This is a genomic window from Streptomyces incarnatus (genome assembly GCF_001027185.1).
In the GTDB taxonomy this organism is placed as follows: domain Bacteria; phylum Actinomycetota; class Actinomycetes; order Streptomycetales; family Streptomycetaceae; genus Streptomyces; species Streptomyces puniciscabiei.
On the sequence record NZ_CP011497.1, the window covers coordinates 5,826,397 to 5,849,236 of the forward strand.

22 protein-coding genes and 1 pseudogene are annotated in these 22,840 nt (G+C 70.1%); 12 read left to right on the forward strand and 11 right to left on the reverse strand.

Going from position 1 to position 22,840, the window contains the following annotated elements; all coding sequences use genetic code 11:
- Positions 1 to 29 precede the first annotated feature (29 nt).
- The 3 genes from ABB07_RS41030 (at position 30) to ABB07_RS26240 (ending at position 3,526) form a co-directional block, all read left to right on the forward strand.
- A complete protein-coding gene (locus ABB07_RS41030; protein ID WP_244189530.1) occupies positions 30 to 485 on the forward strand; it encodes a hypothetical protein in 456 nt (151 codons plus the stop codon).
- Positions 486 to 551: 66 nt separating this feature from the next.
- Positions 552 to 1,235, forward strand: coding sequence for an ABC transporter ATP-binding protein (locus ABB07_RS26235; protein ID WP_208903637.1), 684 nt, complete (start codon positions 552 to 554; stop codon positions 1,233 to 1,235).
- Between the two features lie 260 nt (positions 1,236 to 1,495).
- Positions 1,496 to 3,526: an FtsX-like permease family protein gene (locus ABB07_RS26240; protein WP_244189531.1), complete on the forward strand. Its 2,031-nt coding sequence runs from the start codon at positions 1,496 to 1,498 to the stop codon at positions 3,524 to 3,526.
- A gap of 50 nt (positions 3,527 to 3,576) precedes the next feature.
- Here ABB07_RS26240 and ABB07_RS26245 read toward each other — a convergent pair whose 3' ends face one another.
- Positions 3,577 to 4,203 carry a TetR/AcrR family transcriptional regulator gene (locus tag ABB07_RS26245; RefSeq protein ID WP_425264824.1) on the reverse strand — a complete coding sequence of 209 codons (627 nt, stop codon included), beginning with the start codon at positions 4,201 to 4,203 and terminating at the stop codon, positions 3,577 to 3,579.
- 210 nt (positions 4,204 to 4,413) lie between these two features.
- Between ABB07_RS26245 and ABB07_RS26250 the strand changes: the two genes are divergently transcribed.
- A complete protein-coding gene (locus ABB07_RS26250; RefSeq protein ID WP_208901005.1) occupies positions 4,414 to 5,919 on the forward strand; it encodes an MFS transporter in 1,506 nt (501 codons plus the stop codon).
- Positions 5,916 to 6,314, forward strand: coding sequence for a cupin domain-containing protein (locus ABB07_RS26255; RefSeq protein ID WP_208901006.1), 399 nt, complete (start codon positions 5,916 to 5,918; stop codon positions 6,312 to 6,314). Before ABB07_RS26250 ends, ABB07_RS26255 begins: the two co-directional genes overlap by 4 nt.
- Positions 6,315 to 6,426: 112 nt before the next feature.
- Here the strand turns inward: ABB07_RS26255 and ABB07_RS26260 are convergent, their stop codons facing one another.
- Positions 6,427 to 6,816, reverse strand: a complete 390-nt coding sequence (locus tag ABB07_RS26260; protein ID WP_208901007.1) for a DUF4232 domain-containing protein — start codon at positions 6,814 to 6,816, stop codon at positions 6,427 to 6,429.
- Between the two features lie 441 nt (positions 6,817 to 7,257).
- On the opposite strand from ABB07_RS26260, the gene ABB07_RS26265 reads away from it, so the two are divergent.
- The 3 genes from ABB07_RS26265 to ABB07_RS26275 are packed head-to-tail and all read left to right on the forward strand — an operon-like array spanning position 7,258 to position 10,266.
- Entirely contained in the window at positions 7,258 to 8,541 is a 1,284-nt protein-coding gene (locus ABB07_RS26265; protein WP_208903638.1) for an ABC transporter substrate-binding protein, read from the forward strand.
- Positions 8,538 to 9,440: a carbohydrate ABC transporter permease gene (locus tag ABB07_RS26270; RefSeq protein WP_208901008.1), complete on the forward strand. Its 903-nt coding sequence runs from the start codon at positions 8,538 to 8,540 to the stop codon at positions 9,438 to 9,440. Before ABB07_RS26265 ends, ABB07_RS26270 begins: the two co-directional genes overlap by 4 nt.
- Positions 9,433 to 10,266, forward strand: coding sequence for a carbohydrate ABC transporter permease (locus tag ABB07_RS26275; RefSeq protein ID WP_208901009.1), 834 nt, complete (start codon positions 9,433 to 9,435; stop codon positions 10,264 to 10,266). Before ABB07_RS26270 ends, ABB07_RS26275 begins: the two co-directional genes overlap by 8 nt.
- 34 nt (positions 10,267 to 10,300) lie before the next feature.
- Here the strand turns inward: ABB07_RS26275 and ABB07_RS26280 are convergent, their stop codons facing one another.
- From ABB07_RS26280 to ABB07_RS26315, 8 genes are all read right to left on the reverse strand, one after another.
- Positions 10,301 to 11,062, reverse strand: coding sequence for an SDR family NAD(P)-dependent oxidoreductase (locus ABB07_RS26280; RefSeq protein WP_208901010.1), 762 nt, complete (start codon positions 11,060 to 11,062; stop codon positions 10,301 to 10,303).
- Between the two features lie 71 nt (positions 11,063 to 11,133).
- Entirely contained in the window at positions 11,134 to 11,718 is a 585-nt protein-coding gene (locus ABB07_RS26285) for a TetR/AcrR family transcriptional regulator (protein ID WP_208901011.1), read from the reverse strand.
- Between the two features lie 62 nt (positions 11,719 to 11,780).
- On the reverse strand, positions 11,781 to 12,134 hold the full coding sequence (gene nirD, locus ABB07_RS26290) for a nitrite reductase small subunit NirD (protein WP_208901012.1): 354 nt from the start codon (positions 12,132 to 12,134) through the stop codon (positions 11,781 to 11,783).
- The gene (nirB, locus tag ABB07_RS26295) at positions 12,131 to 14,737 is read right to left on the reverse strand and encodes a nitrite reductase large subunit NirB (RefSeq protein ID WP_208901013.1); all 2,607 of its coding nucleotides are present in this window, start codon (positions 14,735 to 14,737) and stop codon (positions 12,131 to 12,133) included. The genes nirD and nirB overlap by 4 nt, the downstream gene beginning before the upstream one ends.
- Positions 14,737 to 15,954, reverse strand: coding sequence for an NAD(P)/FAD-dependent oxidoreductase (locus tag ABB07_RS26300; protein ID WP_208901014.1), 1,218 nt, complete (start codon positions 15,952 to 15,954; stop codon positions 14,737 to 14,739). The genes nirB and ABB07_RS26300 overlap by 1 nt, the downstream gene beginning before the upstream one ends.
- A 225-nt stretch (positions 15,955 to 16,179) precedes the next feature.
- Positions 16,180 to 16,821, reverse strand: coding sequence for a class F sortase (locus ABB07_RS26305; RefSeq protein ID WP_208901015.1), 642 nt, complete (start codon positions 16,819 to 16,821; stop codon positions 16,180 to 16,182).
- 143 nt (positions 16,822 to 16,964) lie between these two features.
- Entirely contained in the window at positions 16,965 to 17,471 is a 507-nt protein-coding gene (locus ABB07_RS26310; protein WP_208901016.1) for a hypothetical protein, read from the reverse strand.
- 244 nt (positions 17,472 to 17,715) lie between these two features.
- A complete protein-coding gene (locus tag ABB07_RS26315; RefSeq protein ID WP_208901017.1) occupies positions 17,716 to 19,368 on the reverse strand; it encodes a M4 family metallopeptidase in 1,653 nt (550 codons plus the stop codon).
- 139 nt (positions 19,369 to 19,507) lie between these two features.
- On the opposite strand from ABB07_RS26315, the gene ABB07_RS26320 reads away from it, so the two are divergent.
- Complete coding sequence (locus tag ABB07_RS26320) at positions 19,508 to 19,960, forward strand: gamma-glutamylcyclotransferase family protein (RefSeq protein WP_244189532.1); 453 nt, start codon at positions 19,508 to 19,510, stop codon at positions 19,958 to 19,960.
- Here ABB07_RS26320 and ABB07_RS26325 read toward each other — a convergent pair.
- On the reverse strand, positions 19,926 to 20,129 hold the full coding sequence (locus tag ABB07_RS26325) for a hypothetical protein (protein ID WP_208901019.1): 204 nt from the start codon (positions 20,127 to 20,129) through the stop codon (positions 19,926 to 19,928). The two genes, ABB07_RS26320 and ABB07_RS26325, sit on opposite strands and share 35 nt — an antisense overlap.
- Positions 20,130 to 20,201: 72 nt before the next feature.
- Between ABB07_RS26325 and ABB07_RS26330 the strand changes: the two genes are divergently transcribed.
- The 3 genes and pseudogenes from ABB07_RS26330 (at position 20,202) to ABB07_RS26340 (ending at position 22,713) form a co-directional block, all read left to right on the forward strand.
- Positions 20,202 to 20,657, forward strand: coding sequence for an SUKH-3 domain-containing protein (locus tag ABB07_RS26330; protein WP_208901020.1), 456 nt, complete (start codon positions 20,202 to 20,204; stop codon positions 20,655 to 20,657).
- A gap of 722 nt (positions 20,658 to 21,379) precedes the next feature.
- Positions 21,380 to 21,814 (forward strand): hypothetical protein, encoded by a 435-nt coding sequence (locus ABB07_RS26335; RefSeq protein ID WP_208901021.1) that lies wholly within the window; start codon positions 21,380 to 21,382, stop codon positions 21,812 to 21,814.
- A gap of 131 nt (positions 21,815 to 21,945) precedes the next feature.
- A pseudogene (locus tag ABB07_RS26340) lies at positions 21,946 to 22,713 on the forward strand (transposase).
- Positions 22,714 to 22,840: the final 127 nt, after the last annotated feature.

Below are 22,840 nucleotides of genomic sequence, written 5' to 3' on the forward strand. Positions count from 1 at the left end.
GTTTTCATAGCGTTACAGTCCGTGATCGCATGGTGGCTGACGGAGCCACCGGCGATGACGGAGGTACCAAGATGAAGAAAGCGTTGGCGGGCTTGGCGGCGGCCGGTCTGATCCTCACGGCTGGGGGGACGGCGGCTGCGGCTTGGTCCTCGGCGATTCCTGCGCTGCGGTCGGACGGTGTCGGGTTCGTGGACGGCCGGTACAGGTTCAACCCTGCGGGAGTGAACCACGGTGCCTTCGAGTGGGCCGGCAGGCTCCGCGACACGGATGGCGGTGACGGCCACAACGTCTACATGCAGGTCCGTGTTGAGGGCCACGACTGGGTCCGGTACGACGGCAAGCAGAAGCAGTCGGTGTGGATGCACCACTCCGACTGGGATGGTGCTGAGCGCTACACCATCGACGCGTACATGCGCGCCTGTCGCGACCGGGGAAGTCTCCGTCCGGACAACTGCTCTCCCAGTCAGCACTTCACCAAACGCTAGGTCTTGTCGACATCCAGAGCCCGGATCCCCGCATCCGGGCTCGCACTCTCCCGAGGGGAAGCCATCATTACGTCAGAAGTCCTCTCCGCCGTGGGTGTCGACCTCTTCTACGGTGACACCTCCGCGGTCCGGAATGCGGAAATCGCCCTGAGCCGCGGTGAGGTCGCGGCGATCACTGGGCAGAGCGGTTCGGGCAAGTCGTCGTTGCTGTACTGCCTGGCCGGAGTCCTTCCCGTAGCCCGAGGCGAGGTCCGATTCGAGGGGCGCGTTCTCTCTGAGCTGCCTGACGAGGAGCTGAGCGCCGTCCGCCGCGAGCGATTCGGATTCGTATTCCAGTACGGAGAACTGCTCCCCGAACTGACCATCGAGGAGAACACAGCCCTGCCTCTTCGTCTGGCTGGACAACGTAAAGCTCCCGCGCTCGCCGCCGCGGGCGAGGTACTCGGTCGGCTCGGCCTAGCGGATCTGCGGCGGCGTCGGCCCTCGCAGGTGTCCGGAGGACAGAATCAACGAGTTGCCGTCGCCCGTGCGTTGGTCCATCAACCGGCCGTTGTGTTCGCCGACGAGCCCACCGGCTCTCTCGATAGCGCCAACGCCACGTCCGTACTGGAGGAGTTCCTGGCACTCGCGCGATCCCAGGGTACCGCCGTAGTACTCGTCACACATGATCAGCAAGTGGCAGCGCGAGCGGACACCCACTACACGATGCGCGACGGTGCTCTCACAACTCATGCCCGGGAGGCGAAGTGAGAGAATTACTCCTGGGGCTGCGCCTGCTCATGGGCAGTGGGCCAGGGAACCGGGTGCGGTTCCTTCTCATGACTCTTGGCAGCGCGATCGGCGTGAGCTGCCTCGCCGTAGTCCTGACCATCCCAGCAGTCCTGGCAGCACAGGATGCGCGCATGGCAGCGCGCGAGCCGACCTGCGTCAGGGACTCACAGAGGAAATGCATCGGGGCGGAGGGAGCCTCACGGGAACTGACCAGGACGGACCCGCTCGGCTCCCAGCCCATGACCCGCGTCTTCATCGCACCCGGTACCAAACTCATTGGGCCGCCACCGGGATTGGTGGCACTTCCACGTCCGGGTGAGATCATCCTGTCTCCGCGGCTGCACCAGGTGCTTCATGGGGATCCAGGGCTCGCCCAGCTCCTCCCAGGGCGGGAACGCGGACTTATCGGTGCAGAAGGCCTCGCACATCCGGATGAGTTGTACGCGTACATCGGCGTCTCCCCGCACAAGCTGAGGAATGCCGACGTCGTAACGCTCTTCGGCGAGCCCTATCCACCGAGCCCCACGGTTGAGAAGTCCACCCTCGGCATCCTGCGGTTCACTCTGGCAGGTGTCGTACTGCTGCCACTGGCGGTCTTCCTCTCGGTGTGCGCCAGGCTCTCCGCTGCCGTCCGAGTACGGCGGTTGGCCGCACTGCGCCTTCTCGGCTTGAGCGCGAAGGCTGTTCAGCGGGTCAATGCGGCCGAAACGGTGGCTGCTGTACTGCTCGGTGCCGTGCTTGGCCTCGGAATCTACGAGTTGACCAACCAAATGATCAGCCGTGCGGGCCTTCCCGGCTTCAAGTGGTATCCGAGTGACGGCGCCCTCAGTGTTTCGACGATCCTCGTCTGCCTGCTCGGCTGTCCTGCCCTCGCATGGTTCGTGGGGCGCGCGAGCGCTCGTAAGGCGGCGGCGAGCCCCCTGGCCGTGCGACGCAGTGCCGTGGAGAAACCGCTCACCAAATGGGGTTTGCTGCCACTCGTTCCTGGGCTGGGTATCGTCGTCGGGTACTGCGTGGCCGGTGCGACGGGCCACGCGCCGCGGGACACCTCAGTGTCCGCCGTCCTCGTGCCAGCCGCCGTCGTACTGATTGGGGCCGGTCTCGTACTGACGCTTCCGCTTCTCTCACAGGTCCTTGCCCGCAGGGTGGCCCGCTCGAGCGGCTCGCTGTCCCTGGGCCTGGCCATGCGCCGCAACGAGGCGGAACCCGGAGGTGCCCTCCGCGTGGCGACTGGCCTGATCCTCTTGGTGTACGCGGCCTCGCTCGTCCAAGGCGTCCTCATCGAACTCGACCAGGTTTCCAGGCACAACTCGCCCGTGCAGATCTACAGCATCGAAATCGACGGTGTGACGGCCAAGCAACAGCACGCTTTGGAAGGCATCAGAGGCGTTCGGGGGCATGCCATCCGAATGAGCTCATGGACGGAGCTCCGCGTCGACTCGTACCAACCCGTTCTCAACGCGGTGATCGCCACATGCAACCAGTTGCGAGAGTCGGTGTCGAAGGTCGAAGGCTGCGTTGATGGCCGCCCTGTCCGGCTGCTGGACGTGGCCAACGGATACCCTCACGACGACGTCCAGCCGGGAGCGACCTTCCGATTCCACCTCTGGAACGACGGGCACCGCCGCTTCCAGCCACTGAAAGTCCCTCAAGACGTCCTCCGGTACCGCGACTGGGACGACATCCAGGCGATGGACGCCGACGTCCTTCTGCCGCCGTCGTTCCTCCCCGCCGGTTACCGTCCCGACCATGCCACCCTGGAACTGGTCAGTGATTCCGACCCCGCAACCGTGCGACGCGTGCTGGACGGAATCGGCGGCGTCGACCCCACGATCGCCGTCGACCCCTACGGCATCAACGTCACCGCCCTCCAACAGATCGCCGTCGTCAGGACCCTGCTGGCCATCGGCATGGTGCTCGGCCTGATCATCGGTGTGGCCGCCTACCTGGTCGCGGCCACCGACCGGGCCATGGAGCGGAAGCCCCAGGTCACGGCGCTGGCCTTGCTCGGCGCGCGGCCCCGCACCCTGCGGGCCGCGCAGGTTGCGCAGGTCGTCGTGCCATTGACCGCAGGACTGGTGTTGGCCGTCGTCACCGGGAAGGCCGCCGAGTCGAGTTATCTCGTCACCGGAGGCGGCGCGATCTTCTGGGACGGGCAGGGCGTGCCACTGCTGCTCGCCTGTTCGCTCGGGGCCGTGGCCGTGGCCGCGCTCGGGTCGTTGCCGTTGATCGGGCGGCGGATCGACCCCGAGTTGATTCGGCGGGACTGAGCGGCGCGGCAGGTGAGGGGGGCGGTACCCGGGGTGGGTGTCGTCCCTCTTCAGTTGTGGGGGGTCAACAGGCCTTTCACCAGGGCCGCCAAGCCGTGGGCGTAGGTGTCCTGGGCGGTCAGGGGGGCCCAGCGGTCTGCCAGTTGTGCCAGGCGGGGGAGTTCGTCGGGGTCGAGGTCGGCGAAGACGCGGTCGCGGTAGGTCGGGCGGGCGTCGGTGGTGCGTCGGCGGGCCGCTGTCGCGCGGACCAGGATCTCGCCGGCGGTGTAGTACCAGATGGCGCGGTAACCGTGGACGGCGTAGTCCGGGGACAGTCCGCACTCCGTCAGGCCGTCCACGATCTGCTCGACGTGCCACAGGGCCGACGTGGACATGAGGTCGTCCGCCGTGAGGACGTCCACCGTCCAGGGGCAGGCCGCCAGTACCTCGTGGATCGCGGTGGCGGCGGCGATGACACGTTCGCGTGGGTCGGTGGGAGGGGCGGGCGGGCGGCGCAGGGTGCGGGCGGCGTAGTCGTCCAGGAGCAGGACGAGGAGTTCCTCCTTGTCGCGGACGTGGTGGTACAGCGCCATGGGTGTGCTGCCGATCTCGGCGGCCAGGCGGCGCATCGTCAGCCGCTTCACTCCCTCGTCCGTCACGATCCGGAGCGCCGTCCGGATGATCTCCTCGCGGGAGATACGGGCTGGTCGGCCGGGGGCGTTGCCGGTCGTGGTGCGGGCGGTCCTGCCGGTCGTGCCGCCGGGGGCGTTGCCGGTGGTCCTACCGGTCGTGGTGCCGGTGGGCTTTCGGGTGGTGGGCGGTTGCGGCATGGGGTCCATCATGCCTCCGCCGTCGGCCGCGGATTTCGACGTGTCGACAACGCCGGTCGGTCGCGCTAGTTTTCTTACATGTATAAAAACAAAGCCACGGGCTTACGCGGCAGGGGCGGCTTGCTGCTCGCGGCCGCCGCCGTCGCCCAGTTCGTCGTCGCTCTCGACATGGCCGTGGTCAACGTCGCGCTCCCCGCGATCCGTACCGCCCTCGGCTTCGCCCCGCTCGACCTGTCCTGGGTGGTGCACGTGTACGCGCTCACCTTCGGCGGATTCCTGCTGCTCGGGGGCCGGGCCTGCGATCTCTACGGGCGGCGCCGGCTGTTCGTCGCGGGGCTCCTCGTCTTCGGCGTCTGTTCGCTCGCCGGTGGCCTCGCCCAGGAACCCTGGCAGTTGGTCGCCGCGCGCGCCGGGCAGGGCGTGGGTGCGGCCGCCGCCGCGCCGGCCGCCCTCGCCCTGCTGACCACCACCTTCACCGACGGCCCCGCCCGCGTCCGCGCCCTCGGGGTGTGGAGCGCGATGAACGCCGTCGGCGGGGCGCTGGGTGTCCTCGCGGGCGGAGTGCTGACCCAGTACGCGGGCTGGCGCTGGGTGATGCTGATCAATCTGCCCATCGTGGCGACCGCCCTCGTGCTGGTCCGCGCGGCCGTACCGAGCGAGCCCGGGCCGGTGCGGCGGGAGCGGCCGGACCTGCTCGGAGCGCTGCTGGCCACCGGCGGCACCGGGCTGCTGGTGTTCGGTGTCGTACGGACCGACGTGCGGGGGTGGGCGAGCCGGGAGACCCTGGCCGCTCTCGGTGGTGCGGCTCTTCTGCTGGCCGCGTTCGCCGTCGTCGAATCCCGCGCGGACGCACCGCTGTTGCGGCTCGGGCTGCTGCGCGGTCGCTGGGTCGCCGGTGCCAACCTGCTCGTGTTCCTCGCCGCGGCCGGGCAGTTCAGCGCGTTCTACTTCGTCTCGCTGTACCTCCAGCAGGTCCTGGGCCTCGGCGCCGCCGCGACCGGCGCCGCGTTCCTGCCGTTCAGCGTGGGCTCGGTCGCGGCCACCTTCGCCGCCACCCGGATCACCGCGAACCGCTCGCCCCGCACCGCCCTCGTACCCGGCGCGCTCTTCGCCGCCGCGGGCATGGCCTGGTTCGCCCGGATCAGCCCGCACGGCAGCTTCCTCACCGACGTGCTCGGGCCGTCCCTGCTCACCAGCGTCGGCATCGGGCTGGTGTTCGCACCGGCGGCGGCCGCCGCCACGACCGGCGTCCGGCCCGGCGAGGCCGGCATGGCCTCCGGGCTGTTCAACAGCGCACGCCAGCTGGGCGGATGCATCGGCGTGGCCACGCTGGCCACGGTCGCCGCCCACCACACCGGTACGGCCACCGGCCCCGGCGCCCTCAACGGCGGCTACGCCCTCGCCCTGGCCGTCACGGCCGTCCTCCTCCTGCTCGCGGCGGTCGTGGCGGTCGCTGTGCTGCCCCGAACACCCGGAGTGCCCCGAGTGCCCCGACCGCCCCGGCGCCGCATCCGGAGCGCCGACACCGATGCCCCCCACCTCGCACCTCCCGCGGACCAGCGGATGGAAGGAACACCGTCATGACCCTCACGACCGTCGATCTGTTCTCCTCGATGCTGGACTTCCGGCCCGACGGCGGTGTCCTGTCCGGCGCCCGGCGGATGACTGAAGGTGACCCCGGCTCCTGGCAGGTCGCGGCCTTCCACGTGGAGACCGACGCCGACGTGCACGCCGACCACTGGGAGGTGCATCCCGCGGGCGAGGAAGCCGTGTGCTGTCTCGCCGGGGGCGTGCGCCTGTATGTCCGCCCCACGGCTGAGGGCGGCGCCGAGGAGATGGTGCGGCTGGGGCCGGGCACCGCCGTGATCGTGCCCCGTGGCCGCTGGCACCGGCTCGAACTGGACGCTCCGAGCGATCTGATGTCGATCACCCGTCGGTGTGGCTCACAGCAGGACAAGCGCACCGCTCCCGGCAACTGATCCGCGCCGCCGGGAGGCGCGAGGGGCGGCGCCCGGTCCGGGTACGCCGCCCCTTCGGATCTGTTGCCTCTTCTCTACTGCCTCCTCTCAGAAGGCGCCCTGGACCTCCCGCTCAGAAAGCGCCCTGCACGTTCACCGGACCCACCTGGAACACGCCCGAGCAGATCGTCCAGGCCGCCGGGACCAGGGTCGCGGTGCGGGAAGCCGGCGGGTAGACCCGCAGGTAGCTGCCGGTGTGCAGGCAGGGGCCGCCCACCGGGCCGTTGGTGGTGCGGACCACCGCCGACGCCGTACGGGCGGGGGCGAGGGTGACCGTGCCGTACGACCGGCCGCTGCGGGTGGCGGCCGGGCCTGTCTGGTGGTGCGCGGTGTCCAGGACGCTGACGCCCGGGTAGCCGCGCAGGGCACAGCTGGTCGTGCCGGTGTTGGTGAACCGGATCGACCAGTACAGCGACCCGGCCGCGCCTTCCTTGCGGCCCATGGAGAGGTACAGGTCGCTCACCCCGCAGGTCCGGACGGTGGTCGAGGCCCGTGCCGTCGCCGGGGTGGCGCTCCACGCGGCTCCCGCGGCCGTGAGGCCGAGAAGAGCGGCGGTCAGCACGGCCGCCGGGCCGCGCCCGGAGAGTCTCCGGAGGGATTTCAGGGGATTCCGAGGATTCAGAGGCTGAGGATACGGAAACATGGCACATCCGCCTCCATCGGGTGAATGGGTGGATGAAGGGCACTTTGTTGGATGCGCCCCGGGCCGGAAAAGTTGTGCCCACCCCTCGCCCATCGCCTTGCGGGTCCCCTGACACGCGGCCGCAACACGCCTTTCGTCATCGGCGCGCATGGTTGATCGTTGGGCCGTGCATCAATGACGAAGGGGACCGACGAAGAGGACCCACCCAGAGGACCCACCAAGAGGACCCACGAAGTGGACCGACGTCAGGGGGCACCGACGATGACGATGAGCCGTAGGGGACTGCTGGCCGCGGGGGCAGTGGCAGGTGCCGGGTTACTCGGCGCCTGCGGGTCCAACACCGGGCGCGGAGGCGGGGACGCCCACGGGACGGCGCTGTCGCAGTGGTATCACCAGTACGGTGAGGCCGGCACCCAGCAGGCCGTCGAGCGGTACGCCGGCGCCTACCGCAAGGCGCGCGTCACGGTGCAGTGGCGCCCGGGGAACTACGACCAGCAGACCGCCGCCGCCCTGCTCACCGACTCCGGGCCGGACGTCTTCGAGGTCAACGGGCCCACGCTCGACCAGATCCAGGGCGGCCAGGTCGTCGACCTCACCGACCTGGTCGAGGACGTCCGGGACGACTTCAACCCGGCCGTCCTCGCGCCCAAGACGTACGAGGGCCGGGTCTGGGGCATTCCGCAGGTCATCGACATGCAGATGCTCTACTACCGCAAGAGCCTGCTGCGGGACGCCGGGGTCGAGCCGCCGGACACGCTGGACGCCCTCGTGGACGCCGCCCACAAGCTCACCAGCGGCAAGGTCAAGGGCCTGTTCCTGGGGAACGACGGGGGTGCCGGTGTGCTCGGCGGCACGCCCCTGTACGCCGCCGGGCTGCAGCTCGTCACCGAGGACGGCAAGGTCGGCTTCGACGATCCCGCCGCCGCCCGCACCCTCGGCAAGCTCCACCGGCTGTACGCCGACAAGTCCCTCCTGCTCGGCGCGCCCGCCGACTGGTCCGACCCGTCCGCCTTCGTCCAGGGGCTGACCGCGATGCAGTGGTCCGGGCTGTGGGCGCTGCCGCAGATCAAGAAGGAGCTGGGGGACGACTTCGGGGTCCTGCCGTTCCCCAGGGACGGCGGCCGGGGCAAGCCCGCCGTACCGGTGGGGGCGTACGGCGCCGCCGTCAGCGGCCGCAGCAGGCACAAGGAGGCCGCGAAGGAGTACGTGCGGTGGCTGTGGGTCGAACGCACCGACTACCAGGAGGACTTCGCGCTGTCGTACGGCTTTCACATCCCGGCCCGGATCTCCCTCGCCAGGAAGGCCACCCAGCTGCGGTCGGGGGCCGCCGCCGACGCCGTGCGCTTCACCACCGACCACGGCTACGCCCAGCCGCTGCTGTGGACGCCGGCCGCCCAGACCGCCTACCAGGACGCGCTCAGCCGGATCATCACGAGCGGGGCGAGCTCCGAGGGCGAACTGCGGGCCGTCGTACGGAAGGTGGCGGCCGAGCTCGACCGGGTGAAGCGCACAAACGGCGCGAAGAGCGCGAAGAAGACCTCATGACGCGCCGCAGGACCCTCTGGTTCTGGGTGTTCGTGGGGCCGTTCGCGCTCGGGCTGGCGCTGTTCACCTACGTCCCGCTGCTGTGGAGCGTGGGACTGAGCTTCTTCGACGCGCACAACACCGTCACGCCCACGCACTTCGTCGGGCTGGACAACTACACGGCGATGCTCCGGGACGACGCGTTCGTCGGCAGCCTGCGGACCTTTCTCGTCTTCACCGCCTTCATCGTGCCGGTCACCTACGCCCTCGCCCTCTCGCTCGCCCTGATGGTGAACCGCCTCGGACGCGCCCAGGCCTTCTTCCGCTCCGTCTTCTTCCTCCCGGCCGCCTGCAGTTACGTCGTCGCCGCGCTGGTATGGAAGATGTCGATCTTCAACGGGGTGCGGTTCGGGCTCGCCAACACCGTCCTCGGGTGGGTCGGCCAGGACCCCGTCGCCTGGCTGGCCGGCAGCGATCCGCCCTGGTACTGGCTGGTCATCGTGACCGTACGGCTGTGGCTGCAGGCCGGGTTCTACATGATCCTCTTCCTGGCCGGGCTGCAGCGGATCGACCCGGTGCTGTACGAGGCGGCCGCCGTGGACGGGGCCCGGCCCGGCTGGACCGTGCTGCGGCACATCACCCTGCCGCAGCTGCGGGCCACCTCGGTCGCGGTGGTGCTGCTGCTCGTCATCAACGCCTTCCAGGCCTTCGACGAGTTCTACAACCTGCTCTCGGACGCCCGGGGTTATCCCCCGTACGCCCGTCCGCCGCTGGTCTACCTCTACTACACCGCCCTCGGGCAGGGGCAGAACCTGGGGCTCGGCAGCGCGGGCGCGGTCATCCTCGCGCTGGTCATCGCCGTCGTCACGGTGGGGCAGGCGCGGTGGCTGCGGCTGGGAAGGACGGACGCCGATGGATGACGCCGTGGTCCGGGTGGGGCGCGCGCTCAGGCTGGTGCTGCTGATCGCGCTCGCCCTGCTCTTCCTGATCCCCTTCTATCTGCTGGTGCGCAACGGGCTGTCGAGCGAGCAGGACATCACCTCGCCCGAATGGACCTTCTTCCCGGGCGAGTTGAGGTGGGAGAACGTCCGGGAGCTGTTCGACGACCCGTCCGTCCCGTTCGCCCGCTCGCTGCTCAACTCCGCGCTGATCGCGGTCGCGACCACGCTGGGCACCCTGCTCCTGGCCTCCCTCGCGGGCTACGGCCTCGCCCGCATCCCCTACCGGCACGCGAACAAGGTCTTCTACGGCGTCCTCGGCACCCTGCTGGTCCCGGCCGCCGTCACCTTCGTGCCCAGCTTCGTGCTGGTGTCCTCGCTGGGCTGGATCTCCACCTACCGGGGGCTGATCGTCCCGACGCTGTTCTCCGCGTTCGCCTGTTTCGTGTTCCGGCAGTACTTCCTCGGTTTTCCACGGGAGTTGGAGGACGCGGCGCAGGTCGACGGGCTCGGGTACTGGCGGACGTACTGGCTGGTGGTGGTGCCGAACGCGCGGCCGGTGTTCGCGGCGGTCGGGACGATCGTGTTCCTCGGCGCGTGGAACTCCTTCCTGTGGCCGCTGGTGATCGGGCAGGACCAGAGCGCCTGGACGGTGCAGGTGGCCCTGTCCTCCTTCACCACCTCCCAGGTCGTGCGGCTGCACGAGCTGTTCGTCGCCGCGGCCGTGTCGATCCTGCCGCTGCTCGTGGTGTTCCTGTTCTTCCAGCGGTGGATCGTGGCGGGGGTGGAGCGGTCGGGGATCGACTAGCTCTTCTGTCCCGTCGGCAGCGGTCGGCGGCCGGTCACAGCGTGGCGCCGCTGTCCACGACCAGGTCGGTGCCGACGACGGAGGCCGCCTCGTCCGAGGCCAGGTAGAGGACGGCGGCGGCGACCTCGGAGGTGGTCGCGATGCGGCCGAGCGGCAGTGTGGCCTTCGCCCGCTCGGCCCGGTCCGCGTCGGTCTCGCCCGGGCGCAGGGACATGGGGGTCTCGGTGGCACCGGGGCTGACCACGTTGATCCGGACTCCGTCCTTGATGTGGTCCAGGGCGGCGCCCCGGCTGAGCGCGGTCACGGCCGCTTTGGAGGCGGAGTAGGCGGCGGCCCCGGGGGAGGCGGTGTGCGGGCCGAAGGTGGAGGAGGTGTTCACGATCGCGCCGCCCGCCGGCTGGGTGCGCATCCGGCGGATCTGCGCCTGGAGGGCCAGGAAGACGCCGGTGACGTTGGTCGCGAGCTGGGTGTGCCAGTCCTCCTCCGTCAGGTCCGCGAGGGGCTGCCCGCCCCGGAACACGCCGGCGTTGTTGACCGCCACGTCGAGTGAGCCGAAGTGGTCCACGGCGGCCCGGACCAGCGTTTCCGCGTCGGCCGCGCGGGAGACGTCGGCGCTCACCGCGAGGGCCTTGCCGCCCTGTTCCTCGATCAGCCGGACGGTCTCCGCGAGCGGCTCCGGCCGCCGTCCGGCGACGACGACCCGGGCACCCTCGGCGGCGAACGCGAGGGCGACGGTCCGGCCGATGCCGGAGCCGGCGCCGGTGACGAGGGCGGTCCGCCCGGAGAAGCGAGCCATGGGGATCTCCTTTTTATTGACCGTTCGGTTCAGTATGCGGTGCGAAAAAGCGGCGCTGCCGACCGTGTGTCTCAGTCGAACAGCGCCAGCGCCTGTTCCGCGGCGTCCCGGACCCGGGCGGGGTCCGAGGATGCCTTGCCGACCAACCGCAGCCCCTGCATCAGCACCAGCAGCATGCGGGCGAGGGCGAGCGGGTCCCGGCCGGCGGGCAGCTCGCCCTGGGCCTGGGCGCGGGCGAGCGCCGAGTGCAGCGCGGTCTCGACGTGGTCCCAGTTGCGCTCGACCCGCCGGGCCGCGGCCGGGTCGTGCGGGGCCAGCTCGGCGGCCGTGTTGGTGATCAGGCAGCCCATCCGCCGCAGCCGCTCGTCGGCCGCCTCCGCCGCGTACCGCCGTACGACCGCGCGCACGGCCGGCAGGGCGGGGCCCGGCCGGGACAGGTCCCGCACGATCCGGGTGAGCCCCGACTCCTCGTAGCGCTCCAGCGCCCTCAGGTACAGCTCGTGCTTGCTGCCGAAGGTCGCGTACAGGCTCGCCCTGCCGATGCCGAGGTGCTCGACCAGGTCGGCCATCGACGTCGCCTCGTAGCCGCGCCGCCAGAACAGCTCCAGGGCCGACTGCAGCGCGGCGTCCGGATCGAACTCCTTGGTCCTGGCCACGTACCGCAGCCTAGGATTTTCTGGAACGGTCAGTCAAGCAAAATCGATCCGCCGGGCGCCGGTCAGACCGTGCGCACCTCGTACGCCGCCACCCGCACCTCGCCGTCGTCCAGGCACTCCCCGCTGACCAGGTCGAAACGCTGCTTCAGCAGGGGCGAGGCGACGAACGGGCGGCCGGCGTGGGTGCCGGTCAGGCCGCGGGAGAGGACGGCCGCGCCGGTGAAGGGGTCGCGGTTGTCGACGGCGTACAGGCGGTCGGCGCGGTCCCGGAAGAGCGCCACCTGGCGGCCGTCCGGCAGCAGGGCGGCCACCCCGCGGCCCGGGGTGAGCGCGCTCAGGTCGCAGGCCGTGAACCAGTCGTCGTCGGCGAGCCGGAGCTGGACCTTCAGGTCGGTGGTCTCGACAGCCAGGGTCATCGGGCGCTTCCTTCCAGTACGTCGTCGGCGGGCCGCAGGCCGATGTTCAGCAGCGGCAGGTCGGGCTTGATCTGGTCGCGCTCGGGGACGAAGGCCACGACCGGGTCCGGGGTGTCCGGGGCGTTCACGAAGGACACGAACCGGGCCAGCTTCTCGGGGTCGTTGATGGTCTCCGCCCATTCGTCGCGGTAGTTCGCGATGTGGGCCCGCATGAGCTGCTCCAGCTCGTCGCAGATGCCGAGCGAGTCGTGCACCACCACATCGCGCACGTGGTCCAGGCCGCCCGGGATCCGCTCCAGCCAGACGCTCGTGCGCTCCAGGCGGTCGGCCGTGCGGATGTAGAACATCAGGAACCGGTCGATCAGGCGGACCAGCTCGGCGTCGGACAGGTCCTGGGCCAGCAGGTCGGCGTGGCGCGGGGTGGCGCCGCCGTTGCCGCCGACGTACAGGTTCCAGCCGTTGGCGGTGGCGATCACGCCGAAGTCCTTCGACTGGGCCTCGGCGCACTCGCGCTGGCAGCCGGAGACCGCCGACTTCAGCTTGTGCGGGGAGCGCAGGCCCCGGTAGCGCAGCTCCAGGTCGATCGCCATCTTGACCGAGTCCTGGACGCCGTACCGGCACCAGGTGGAGCCGACGCAGGACTTCACCGTGCGCAGCGACTTGCCGTAGGCGTGCCCCGACTCGAAGCCGGCGTCCACCAACCGCGCCCAGATCAGCGGCAGTTGCTCCACCCGCGCGCCGAACATGTCGATCCGCTGGCCGCCGGTGATCTTCGTGTAGAGGCCGAAGTCCCGGGCGATCTCGCCGATCACGATCAGCTTCTCGGGCGTGATCTCGCCGCCGGGGATGCGCGGCACCACCGAGTACGAGCCGTTCTTCTGCAGGTTGGCCAGGAAGTGGTCGTTGGTGTCCTGCAGGGCCGCCTGCTCGCCGTCCAGGACGTAGCCGCTCGCGCCGATCGTCGGGGCGAGGGAGGCGATGATCGAGCCGACGGCCGGCTTGCAGACCTCGCAGCCGTCGCCGCCCCGGGCGGCCTCACGGCCGTACCGGTCCAGCAGCTCCTGGTACGACGTGATGCGCAGGGCGAGGACGATCTCGTACAGCTCCTCGCGGGTCTGGGAGAAGCAGCCGCACAGGCCCTTGTCGACCTCGACGCCGGACGCCTCCAGCTCGGCGTTGACCAGCTGGCCCAGCACCTTGACGCAGGAACCGCAGCCGGTGCCGGCCTTGGTGCACTTCTTCACCTCGGGCACGGTGGTGCACTTGTGCTCCGTCACCGCGCCGCGGATGGTGCCCTTGCTGACGTTGTGGCAGGAGCAGATGACCGCCTCGTCCGGCAGGGCGGACGGGCCGAGCTGGGCCCCCGAGTCGGCTCCGGCGGGCAGGACGAGCGACTCGGGGGAGATGGGAGGCACCGAGCCGGTCAGCGCGCGCAGGGTGCCGTACGCCTCCGCGTCGCCGACGAGGATGCCGCCCAGCAGCGTCCCGTCCGGGCCGATGACCAGCTTCTTGTACAGGCCGGCGCGGGAGTCGGAGTAGACGACGTCCAGGCAGTCCTCGGTGGTGCCGTGCGCGTCACCGAAGGACGCCACGTCTACGCCGAGCAGCTTCAGCTTGGTGGACAGGTCGGCGCCGGTGAAGGACGCCTCGTCCTCGGCGATGGTGGCCGCGGCCGTCTCCGCCTGCTCGTAGCCGGGCGCCACCAGGCCGTACACCCGGCCGTCGGCCGCCAGCGCGCACTCGCCGATCGCGAACACGTGCGGGTCGGTGACCGTACGGCACTGCTCGTCGACGGTGATGCCGCCGCGCTCGCCGACCGCGAGGCCGCAGTCCCGGGCCAGCTGGTCGCGGGGGCGGACGCCCGCGCTGAACACCACCATGTCGGTGGCCAGTTCGGAACCGTCGGACAGCTTCATGCCGGTGACGGCACCGGAGGCGTCCGTGACGATCTCCTGCGTGCCCACACCCGTGTGCACGGTCAGGCCCATGCCCTCGATGGTCCGCAGCAGCGCCGCGCCACCGCCCTCGTCCACCTGCACCGGCATCAGGCGCGGCGCGAACTCCACGATGTGCGCGGTCAGTCCGAGCCCCTTCAGCGCGCCGGCGGCCTCCAGGCCGAGCAGGCCGCCGCCGACCACGGCGCCGGTCGTCGCCCTCGTCCTCGCGTACTCCTCGATGGCGAGGAGGTCCTCGATGGTCCGGTAGACGAAACAGCCCTCGGCGTCCTTGTTCGGCACCGGCGGCACGAAGGGGTAGGAGCCGGTGGCCAGGACGAGGGTGTCGTACTCGAAGACCTGGCCGGACCGGGCCGTGACCTTCTTCGCCGCGCGGTCGATCGTCTCCGCGGGGTCGCCGACGTACAGCTCGATGCCGTGCGTGCCGATGAACTCCATGTCGGTCATGGACAGGTCCTCGGGGGTCTTGCCCGAGAAGTACGAGGTGAGGGCGACGCGGTCGTACGCGGGACGCGGCTCCTCGCACAGCACGACCACGCGGTGCGTGGCGGTCAGGCCGCGCTCGGCGAGCGCTTCGAGGAAGCGCTGGCCGACCATGCCATGGCCGACGAGCACGATCGTGGGGGTGGCCCCCAGGGCGGTGGTCATCAGGAGCCTCCATCATTGGTGAGCAGGTGGAGCAGGGGGCCGCCGTCGGAGGGGAGCGGCTCTGCTCCCCCCCAGGCGCGGGCGAGCGCGCCGACGGTGCCGAGTTCGCCGACGAGGACCCCGCCGACCAGGCGGTCGTCGCGGACGACGACCTTGCGGTAGGTGCCCCGGGTGGCGTCGGCGAGCCGTATGACGTCGTCGCCGGGGCGCGCCTCGGGCTCGCCGAACGCGGCCAGGTCGAAGGGGGAGCCCGGGCCGTTGAGCGTCAGCCGGGTCAGGGAACGGGTCCCCAGGTACCGGGCACCGGCGTCGCCCGCGAGCAGCTCGGCGAGCGCGTCGGCCTGTTCCAGCGCGGGTGCGGCCAGGCCGTAGACCGTGCCGTCGTGCTGGACGCAGTCGCCGACGGCGTGGATGTGCGGGTCGGAGGTGCGCAGTTCGTCGTCGACGAGGATGCCGTTGCGCACGGCGAGACCGGCCTCTTCGGCGAGTCCGGTGCGCGGGCGCACGCCGCAGGCGAGGACGACGAGGTCGGCGTCGAGCGCGTACCCGTCGGCCATCTCCACCGAGCGGACCGCGCCCGCGACCGAGCGCACGTCCCGCACCCGGCACTCGGTGTGCACCTCGACGCCCAGCTCGGTGAGGTGCCGCAGCACCAGCCGGGAGGCGTCCGGGTCGAGCTGGCGTTCCATGAGCCGCTCGGACTGCTGGGCGAGGACCACCTGGGCGCCGCGCACGGCGAGCGCGCGGGCGGCGGAGACGCCGAGCAGCCCGCCGCCGATGACGACCGCGCGCACCCCCGGCCGGACCGCCTTGGCCAGCCCCAGGCAGTCGTCCATGGTGCGGAACGCGTGGACGCCCTCGGGCAGTTGGTGGTCCGGCGTGAACAGACCGCGCAGCGGCGGCAGCACGGGGTTGGAGCCGGTGGCGAGAACCAGCGTGTCGTATGCGATCGAGGAGCCGTCGGCGCAACCGACGGTCCGGGCGCCCCGGTCGATACCGGTGACCCGGGCCCGCAGCAGCCCCTCGGGTGCCGGCAGGCCGATCACCTCGGGGGCGTACCGTCCGGCCAGCACCTCGGCGAGCAGCACCCTGTTGTACGGCGGGTGCTCCTCCTCGCCGACGAGCAGCGCGGGCATGCCCAGCTCGCCGAGCCGCCGGGCGAGCCGTACGCCCGCGAGGCCGGCGCCGATCACCACCACACGCGTATTCGAGGTCATGTCCTTGAGCGTGCGGTGCCGACGTTACCCGGCCGCATCACGTCTGTTTCCCACGGGGAACGCTGCGCTCAGCCTGCGGCGCTTGGGCCTGTGAGGTCCGGGGGTGTGGTGGGTCGTCTTTCGGGTGCGGCGCCGTCGGGGCTGGTCGCGCCCACGCGGCGGAGCCGCATATGGATACAGGCCCGCGCCCCTTCGGGGGCGCTTCGCCGGCGCCGGTCTCTCCGCTCAGCCGCGGCTGCCCGTCAGGTGGGCGAAGACGACCACGTTGCCCTGGTAGCCGGTGGCCTTCGAGTAGCCGCCGCCGCAGGTGATGACGCGGAGCTCGGGGCGGGGCGCCGCGCCGTAGACCTTGTCGTCGGGGAAGTCGTGCGCCGCGTACACCTCCACCGCGTCCACGGTGAACACGGCCACCGAGCCGTCCCGGCGGTCCACCTCGATCCGGGCGCCCCGCTTCAGCGCGCCCAGATCGTAGAAGACGGCGGGGCCCTCGGCGTTGTCGACATGGCCGGCGACGATCGCGGTGCCCGTCTCGCCGGGTATGGTGCCGGCCTCGTACCAGCCGGCCAGGTTCTTGTTCTGCGCCGGGGGCACGTCCAGGCTGCCGGAGCGGGTGAGGGCCAGGCCCATCAGCGGGGCGTTCACCCGGATCGCGGGTATGCGGATCCGGGTGGGCATGGAGGGGACGAGGGCGGGGGCGGCGAGCCGCTCGTCACGCGGTTGCGGGCGCCCCTCGGCCGCGGCGGGCTGCGGTGGCGTGTGGGTCCCGGTGCCGCCGCCGAGCAGCCACACCCCGGAGCCGAGGGCCACGACGGTGACCGCGGCTATCGCGGTGTCGCCGACCCTGTCGCGCCTGGTTCGCTTGCGCATGGCGAAGCCCTCTCCCGGGGGCGGACCCCGAACACCGGGGGCGGACCCCCGTCGACCCCCTCCCCCTCCGGGCCGCGAGGGGCATCGGGCCCGGAGGGGGCGGGAATGTGCGGTACCGGCTGACGGACAGCGGAGGGTGTCCGTCAGATCCCGTCGCCTCTCGCCCGGCGATGCAGGAGCCAGGTACCGCCCGCGGCGGCGACGGCCAGCGCCGCCACACCCGCCGCGGTCTGCACGGGGTCGGCGCCGAGCGCGCCGCCGACCCCCGTCTTCACGCTTCCCCGCGGCTGCACCTGCTCGTGCGCCGCGCTCAACGCCACCACCAGGTCGCCGGTCACCTGCCGGCCGCCCTCGGCACACTTGGCGACGATCTCGTACGTCCCCGGCTGGGCGCTCTCCGGCACCCGGAACTGCCCGATCGCCTCGCCGTCGTGCGAGCTGGGCGCCAGGGTGAAGGTGCCGGAGCCGACCGCGCTCGCGTCCCCGAGCGCCGAGCCCTTGTCGCCGCACGCGGCGGTGTTCGCCGTGACCTGGCCGCCGGGCACCACGCTGGAGGGGTACACGTCCAGGCTGCCGGTGCCGGCCCAGGCGGGTGCCGCGGCCACCACGACGAGCGCGGTACCGGTCAGCAGACGGGCGGTGCGTCGCATGGTGCTCTCCAGGTCAAGCGTCTCGGTCTGTCCCTTACCGAGGTAAGTCGCAGTCCGGGAGCCGCGCTCCCTGATAGCCCGTCAGAAATACGGTGAACGGGTGTCGCCCCCGACCCCCACACGGCCCAGTCCCCGCCGGATTCCGGCAGGTCACAGGCGCGCCTCGGGGGTGCAGGGGCGACTGGTATGAAAAGAACACGAATGGAGCGATGTCCGCCGTTGAACGGGTGACGGGACGTCGGCGTCAGTTCACGTTGACGGCACTCCAGGCCGCCGCCACCGCGTTGTACTCCGTGCTGCCCGCGCCGTACAGGTCCTTGGCGGCGTTCAGGGTCGCCGTGCGGGCCCCCGCGTAGTTCGTGGAGGAGGTCATGTAGACCGTCAGCGCCCGGTACCAGATCTTGCCGACCTTGTCCCGGCCGATGCCGGTGACCGTGGAGCCGTTGTACGTCGGCGAGTCGTAGCTGACGCCGTTGATGGTCTTCGCTCCGCTGCCCTCCGCCAGCAGGTAGGCGAAGTGGTTGGCGACGCCGGAGGAGTAGTGGACGTCGAGGTTGCCGACCGAACTGCTCCAGTAGTCCGCCGAGTTGCCGTCCTTCGACGGCTTGTCCATGTAGCGCAGCGCGGTGTGGCCGAAGCCGGACTTCACGATCTTCTCGCCGATGAGGTAGTCACCGGGGTCGGACGGGTTGTTCGCGTACCACTCCACCATCGTGCCGAGGATGTCCGAGGTGGCCTCGTTGAGCCCGCCGGACTCGCCCGAGTAGGTCAGCGCGGCGGTCTTCGACGTCACCCCGTGGGTCATCTCGTGCCCGGCGACGTCGAGGGCGACCAGCGGCCCGAACGTGCTCCCGTCACCGTCGCCGTACGTCATGCAGAAGCAACTGTCGTCCCAGAAGGCGTTGTTGTAGTTGCTGCCGTAGTGGACGCGGTTGTACGACCCCTTGCCGTCGCCCGCGATGCCGCTGCGCCCCTGGACGTTCTTGTAGTAGTCCCAGGTCATGTTGGTGCCGTACTGGGCGTCGACGGCGGCCGAGGCGCGGTCGGCGGTGGTGCCCGTGCCCCAGTGGTTGTCGGCGTCCGTGAACAGGTCCGCGGGGGCCCGGCTGAAGCAGATGCCGAAGAAGCACAGGTCCGTCTTGCCCTCGGCGTCACCGGTGTAGGTGTTGCCGCGCGTCGGGTCCTTGAGCTGGTACGACGATCCCGACGGGGTCGTCTCCAGCGGCACCGTCCCGCTGTACAGGGACTTTCCGTCGCCGGCCGCGGTCTCGATGCTGTCCCAGGCGTCGATCTGCCGGCCGGTGCGGGCGTCGGTCAGCACGGTCCGGGCGACCGGGTTGCCGAGCGAGTCCAGGCCGGCCGCGTTGGTGCGCCAGGCGAGCTTCGGGGTGCCGTGCAGGGCGTCGACGATCAGCTCGGGCTTCGCCTTGACCTGCTTGAGCGTGTCGCCGAGGTTGACGGCGCGCAGGGCGTTCACGGCGAGGTCGGCGGCCTTGGCGGCCGGGACCTTCGGGAGGACCGAGGCGAGGGATATCTCGCCGCGGGTGGCCCGGTTCGCGCTGCGGTAGGCGCCGTCCGGGGCCAGGTGGACCACGAAGTCGCCGCCGAGCACGGGCAGTCCGTGGTAGGTGCGGTCGTAGCGGACGTGCTGGGTGCCGTCCCTGTCCACGATCACGTCGCGGACGCTGGTGTTCTCGGCGGAGGTCAGACCCAGGCTCGCGGCATGGGCCAGCAGCGCCGACGCCGCGTGCTGGATGGCGGTGGCCCGGGTCGGTCTGGCGTCGGCGTGGGCGGCGGGGGAGAGGGCCATGGTCAGCAGCGTCGCGGTGCTGACGGCGACGCCGGCGGTGGTGGTGAGACGACGGGATCCTCGGACGTGCTGGCGTATCCGGCTCATCGGTCTCCTCGGGGAAGCGCCCGACTAGGCGTGGGGGCGGCGCTGATGTCCCCAGAGATTTAAGGGGCCCTGACATGTCATGTCCATAGCCCCTTCATGGAGATGTGTGAGGGGCCGAGGGGGGTACAGAATCGTTTCCGTGATCATTGACGAGCCCGAGCGGCCCGAGGACCCCGGAACCCCGCTGCCCTTCTTCGTCTACGGCACCCTCCGCCCCGGCGAGGCCAACCACGACCTGTTCCTCCGAGACCGCACCGCGACGGAGGAACCGGCACACCTGCCCGGCGCGGCCCTCTACGACGGCCCCGGCTACCCCTACGCCGTGGACCGGCCGGACGGCGAGATCCGGGGCGAACTGATCACGCCCCACCCGGAGTCGTACACCGAACTGCTCACCGCCCTGGACCACTTGGAGGAGTACGTCCCGGGCGACCCGCACAACCTCTACGAACGCACCGCCCGCACCGTCATCCGCACCACCGACGACACCCCCACCCTGGCCTGGGTCTACCTGGCCGCCCCACGCGTTGCCGCCCGGCTGCGTGCCGACGGACAACTCATCGAGGACGGCGACTGGCTGTCCCGGCGCTGACGTCGAATTCCGCGAGGACGCACAACGCCCCCTGGATTGCACTGGTGGTGACGTCGATGCCGGTGAGGATGTCGGTGAACTCGCTCAATTGCACACCGGTGCCGGTGAACGCGGTGGTGGCGGTGTCCGCGGTGTGGTCACCGGACCCGACGGCGCTGACGTACTGCACGGCAGCGGACCGTGCCCGAGTTGTGCTGTGCTGGTAGAGCACTACGGTATAAACTTTCTGACGGGGTGACACATGTCGAGGTTTTCTGCTGAGACAGAGAGCGTTTTGCTTGCCTCCGGCTGGTTCCCTGGGCGACAGGTGGACATCCGGGCCTGGCAAGACCGACTTGCTGATTTCGCCTGGCACGCCGCAGCAGTACGCTTCCTGACCGAGTTCGGTGGAATTTCTGTCGACCTCAGCGGCCCTGGTGTCACCTGTGCGAGGGAGCCGTTCGTGATCGATCCGGCCCTTGCCATTGGGGAAGAGCAGCGCTTCGAGGAGTTGTCGGAGCGATTCGGCCTCAGGTTGTTCCCAATCGGGGAATTCGGAGTCGGAGATTTCTTCCTCGGGATGGACGAGTACGGTGTCTTGTATCTGCTGGCAGCATGGGCGTTCCGCCTCGGGGCGCCGGATGAGGCGCTCGAAAACCTGATCAAGGGCGTGAGGGGAGTCAGAATGTCAGCCCAGGATCAGGATGGTCGTTCCTAATTACTTCGGGGCTTGACCGTGCAACGGTCTGGCCCTAGACAGGACCCTCACTGTGAAGTCGGCGAACTGTCGGTGCGGTTCGAGGAATTCGGAATGTCCTCCGAGCCTGGAACCAGGTCATTTTCGGTGACGAGTTCAGTGGAAGCTGACGGCGGGTATTTGTTCTGGCTGCAGGACGGTTTTGGATGTCTTGGCGATGCGTACGACTGAGGCTGGGTGTCAACCATTACAGAGTAGGAAGTTGAGTGAAGAGACGGCAAGGAATAATCGCGGCCTTGTGCGTAGGTGTTTGCATTACGTCTGCCGTGGCCTGTGGGGGACACGACTCCAAAGGGTTGTCCCGCTATCGAGGTCTGTTCGGCATAGGGTCTGCTGGACGGCGTGGTCGGCGCCGTTGTCCCGGCCACGTGAGAGGGCATCTTGAACCTGAACCCCACCTGTTGCTTCTGCTTCCAGATCGTCGATCTCGACCAGGACAGTGCAGCGACGGAGGTCAGGCTTGGTGCTGTCGACCCGGTGCGAGGCGGTGATGTATGGCAGCGGGCCTACTCGCACTCAAGCTGTCTGCGCGAGAGAGTCCACCCGAACATCGACCTCTGGTGGGACCTCTGAGACCGGTCCGCCCCGGAGCTGATGAGGATCCGCGAAAGACGGCCGGGGGCGTGGGGCGGGTTGAACGGTACTCGGTGCCGTTCAGGTGCAGAGGGAACGGTAGGAGCAGCGTGGGCGCCAGCGAGATGTACGGGACACAGCGGGGGGCGATCGCGGCTCTCCTGGAGGCCGTCGGCGACTCCGTGATGGTGCTCTCGTATCAGGAGGACCGATCATTTGCCGCCATGAGTCTGGACCGCTTCGGAGCGGCGGGGTCGGTCCGGCTGGACTGGCGTGGGCATGAGGTGATCCACCGGTGCGACGCATTCGATGGCGGGCAGCTGCGCAGGACTGTTCTTGCGCATGCCGAGCCGGGCGAACTCGCGATCGTCTTCTGGGACAACCTTGCGGTGCCGTCGGTGGCGCTGGAGGCCTCTCTGATCGCGGACCACGCCGAGGTGGTCGAAGACGTCCGTCCCAACTGCTGGATCTACCTCGCTGGCAGCGCGGTCCTGGTTGAGTGGCACGACGGTGAGGGGCTGACGGTAGCGCGGGTGCCCGGTTGACCCCGACCCCCAGTGGTGCGTCACGAGCTGCGCGGGTGGGGAATCGAAGCCAGTAGTCTGTCCCACTTTGAGCAGGGTGGTTTTCAACGGTCCCCGCCAGAGCTGCCGATCACAGCTGCGATGATCTTGCGGTGCCTAATGTGATCACCGCGTCGGAGCCGTCCTGGATTGCCCCGTTCACCGGGCTGAGCCCGCGGGCCTTCGGGAAGCTGCTCACCCAGCTGCGGCGCGAGGGGGCCGATGCGACACGGCCGGGCCGTCCCTGGTCGCTGCCGTTGGAGGATCGGGTGCTTCTGGTTGCGGCGTATTGACGCACCAACCTGACTCTGCGGCAACTCGCTCCGCTGTTCGGGGTGTCCAAGTCGACGGCGGATCGGATCGTCGACCACACGGGGCCATTGCTGGCGCTGCACCAGCGTCAGCGGTTCCGTCGCGGCACGGTGCTCATCGTGGACGGGACTCTGGTTCCGACCCGCGACCACCAGGTGGCGGAGCAGTCGAAGAACTATCGCTACTCGACCAACCACCAGGTGGTCATCGACGCCGACTCCCGCTTGGTCGTCGCCGTCGGCCGGCCCGTGCCGGGCAATCGCAACGACTGCAAGGCGTGGACCGAGTCGGGTGCCGCCGCCGTAGTCGGCAAGACGATCACCATCGCCGACGGCGGCTACCAGGGCACTGGGCTAATCATTCCGCACCGTCGCCCTGCTGGCGGTGACCTGTGCGACTGGAAGAAAGAGCACAACCACTCCCACAAGCGGGTCCGTGCCCGCGTTGAGCACGTCTTCGCGCGCATGAAGACCTGGAAGATCCTCCGCGACTGCCGCCTGAAGGGCAACGGCGTCCACACCGCGATGCTCGGCATCGCCCGCCTGCACAACCTCCTACAGCCCCTGTAGACCACCCACGCAGCCCGAACCTGGCGACCGCGGACGCGCTCAAAGATCAATTGCGGGACAGCCCTAAGGCGGCAAAGCCGGCTGGGCAGTCGGGCCGCGAGTCCACGGCTGCGAAATCAGGCTCCTC

Bases quoted from the DNA above. Each gene is read 5' to 3' on its own strand.
- ABB07_RS41030 (WP_244189530.1), top strand. From the start codon at position 30: ATGGTGGCTGACGGAGCCACCGGCGATGACGGAGGTACCAAGATGAAG.
- ABB07_RS26240 (WP_244189531.1), top strand. From the start codon at position 1,496: ATGACCCGCGTCTTCATCGCACCCGGTACCAAACTCATTGGGCCGCCA.
- ABB07_RS26305 (WP_208901015.1), bottom strand. From the start codon at position 16,821: ATGCGCAAGCGAACCAGGCGCGACAGGGTCGGCGACACCGCGATAGCC.
- ABB07_RS26315 (WP_208901017.1), bottom strand. From the start codon at position 19,368: ATGAGCCGGATACGCCAGCACGTCCGAGGATCCCGTCGTCTCACCACC.
- ABB07_RS26330 (WP_208901020.1), top strand. From the start codon at position 20,202: ATGTCGAGGTTTTCTGCTGAGACAGAGAGCGTTTTGCTTGCCTCCGGC.
- nirB (WP_208901013.1), bottom strand. From the start codon at position 14,737: ATGACCACCGCCCTGGGGGCCACCCCCACGATCGTGCTCGTCGGCCAT.
- ABB07_RS26300 (WP_208901014.1), bottom strand. From the start codon at position 15,954: ATGACCTCGAATACGCGTGTGGTGGTGATCGGCGCCGGCCTCGCGGGC.
- nirD (WP_208901012.1), bottom strand. From the start codon at position 12,134: ATGACCCTGGCTGTCGAGACCACCGACCTGAAGGTCCAGCTCCGGCTC.
- ABB07_RS26280 (WP_208901010.1), bottom strand. From the start codon at position 11,062: ATGGCTCGCTTCTCCGGGCGGACCGCCCTCGTCACCGGCGCCGGCTCC.
- ABB07_RS26265 (WP_208903638.1), top strand. From the start codon at position 7,258: ATGACGATGAGCCGTAGGGGACTGCTGGCCGCGGGGGCAGTGGCAGGT.
- ABB07_RS26270 (WP_208901008.1), top strand. From the start codon at position 8,538: ATGACGCGCCGCAGGACCCTCTGGTTCTGGGTGTTCGTGGGGCCGTTC.
- ABB07_RS26250 (WP_208901005.1), top strand. From the start codon at position 4,414: ATGTATAAAAACAAAGCCACGGGCTTACGCGGCAGGGGCGGCTTGCTG.
- ABB07_RS26255 (WP_208901006.1), top strand. From the start codon at position 5,916: ATGACCCTCACGACCGTCGATCTGTTCTCCTCGATGCTGGACTTCCGG.
- ABB07_RS26275 (WP_208901009.1), top strand. From the start codon at position 9,433: ATGGATGACGCCGTGGTCCGGGTGGGGCGCGCGCTCAGGCTGGTGCTG.
- ABB07_RS26310 (WP_208901016.1), bottom strand. From the start codon at position 17,471: ATGCGACGCACCGCCCGTCTGCTGACCGGTACCGCGCTCGTCGTGGTG.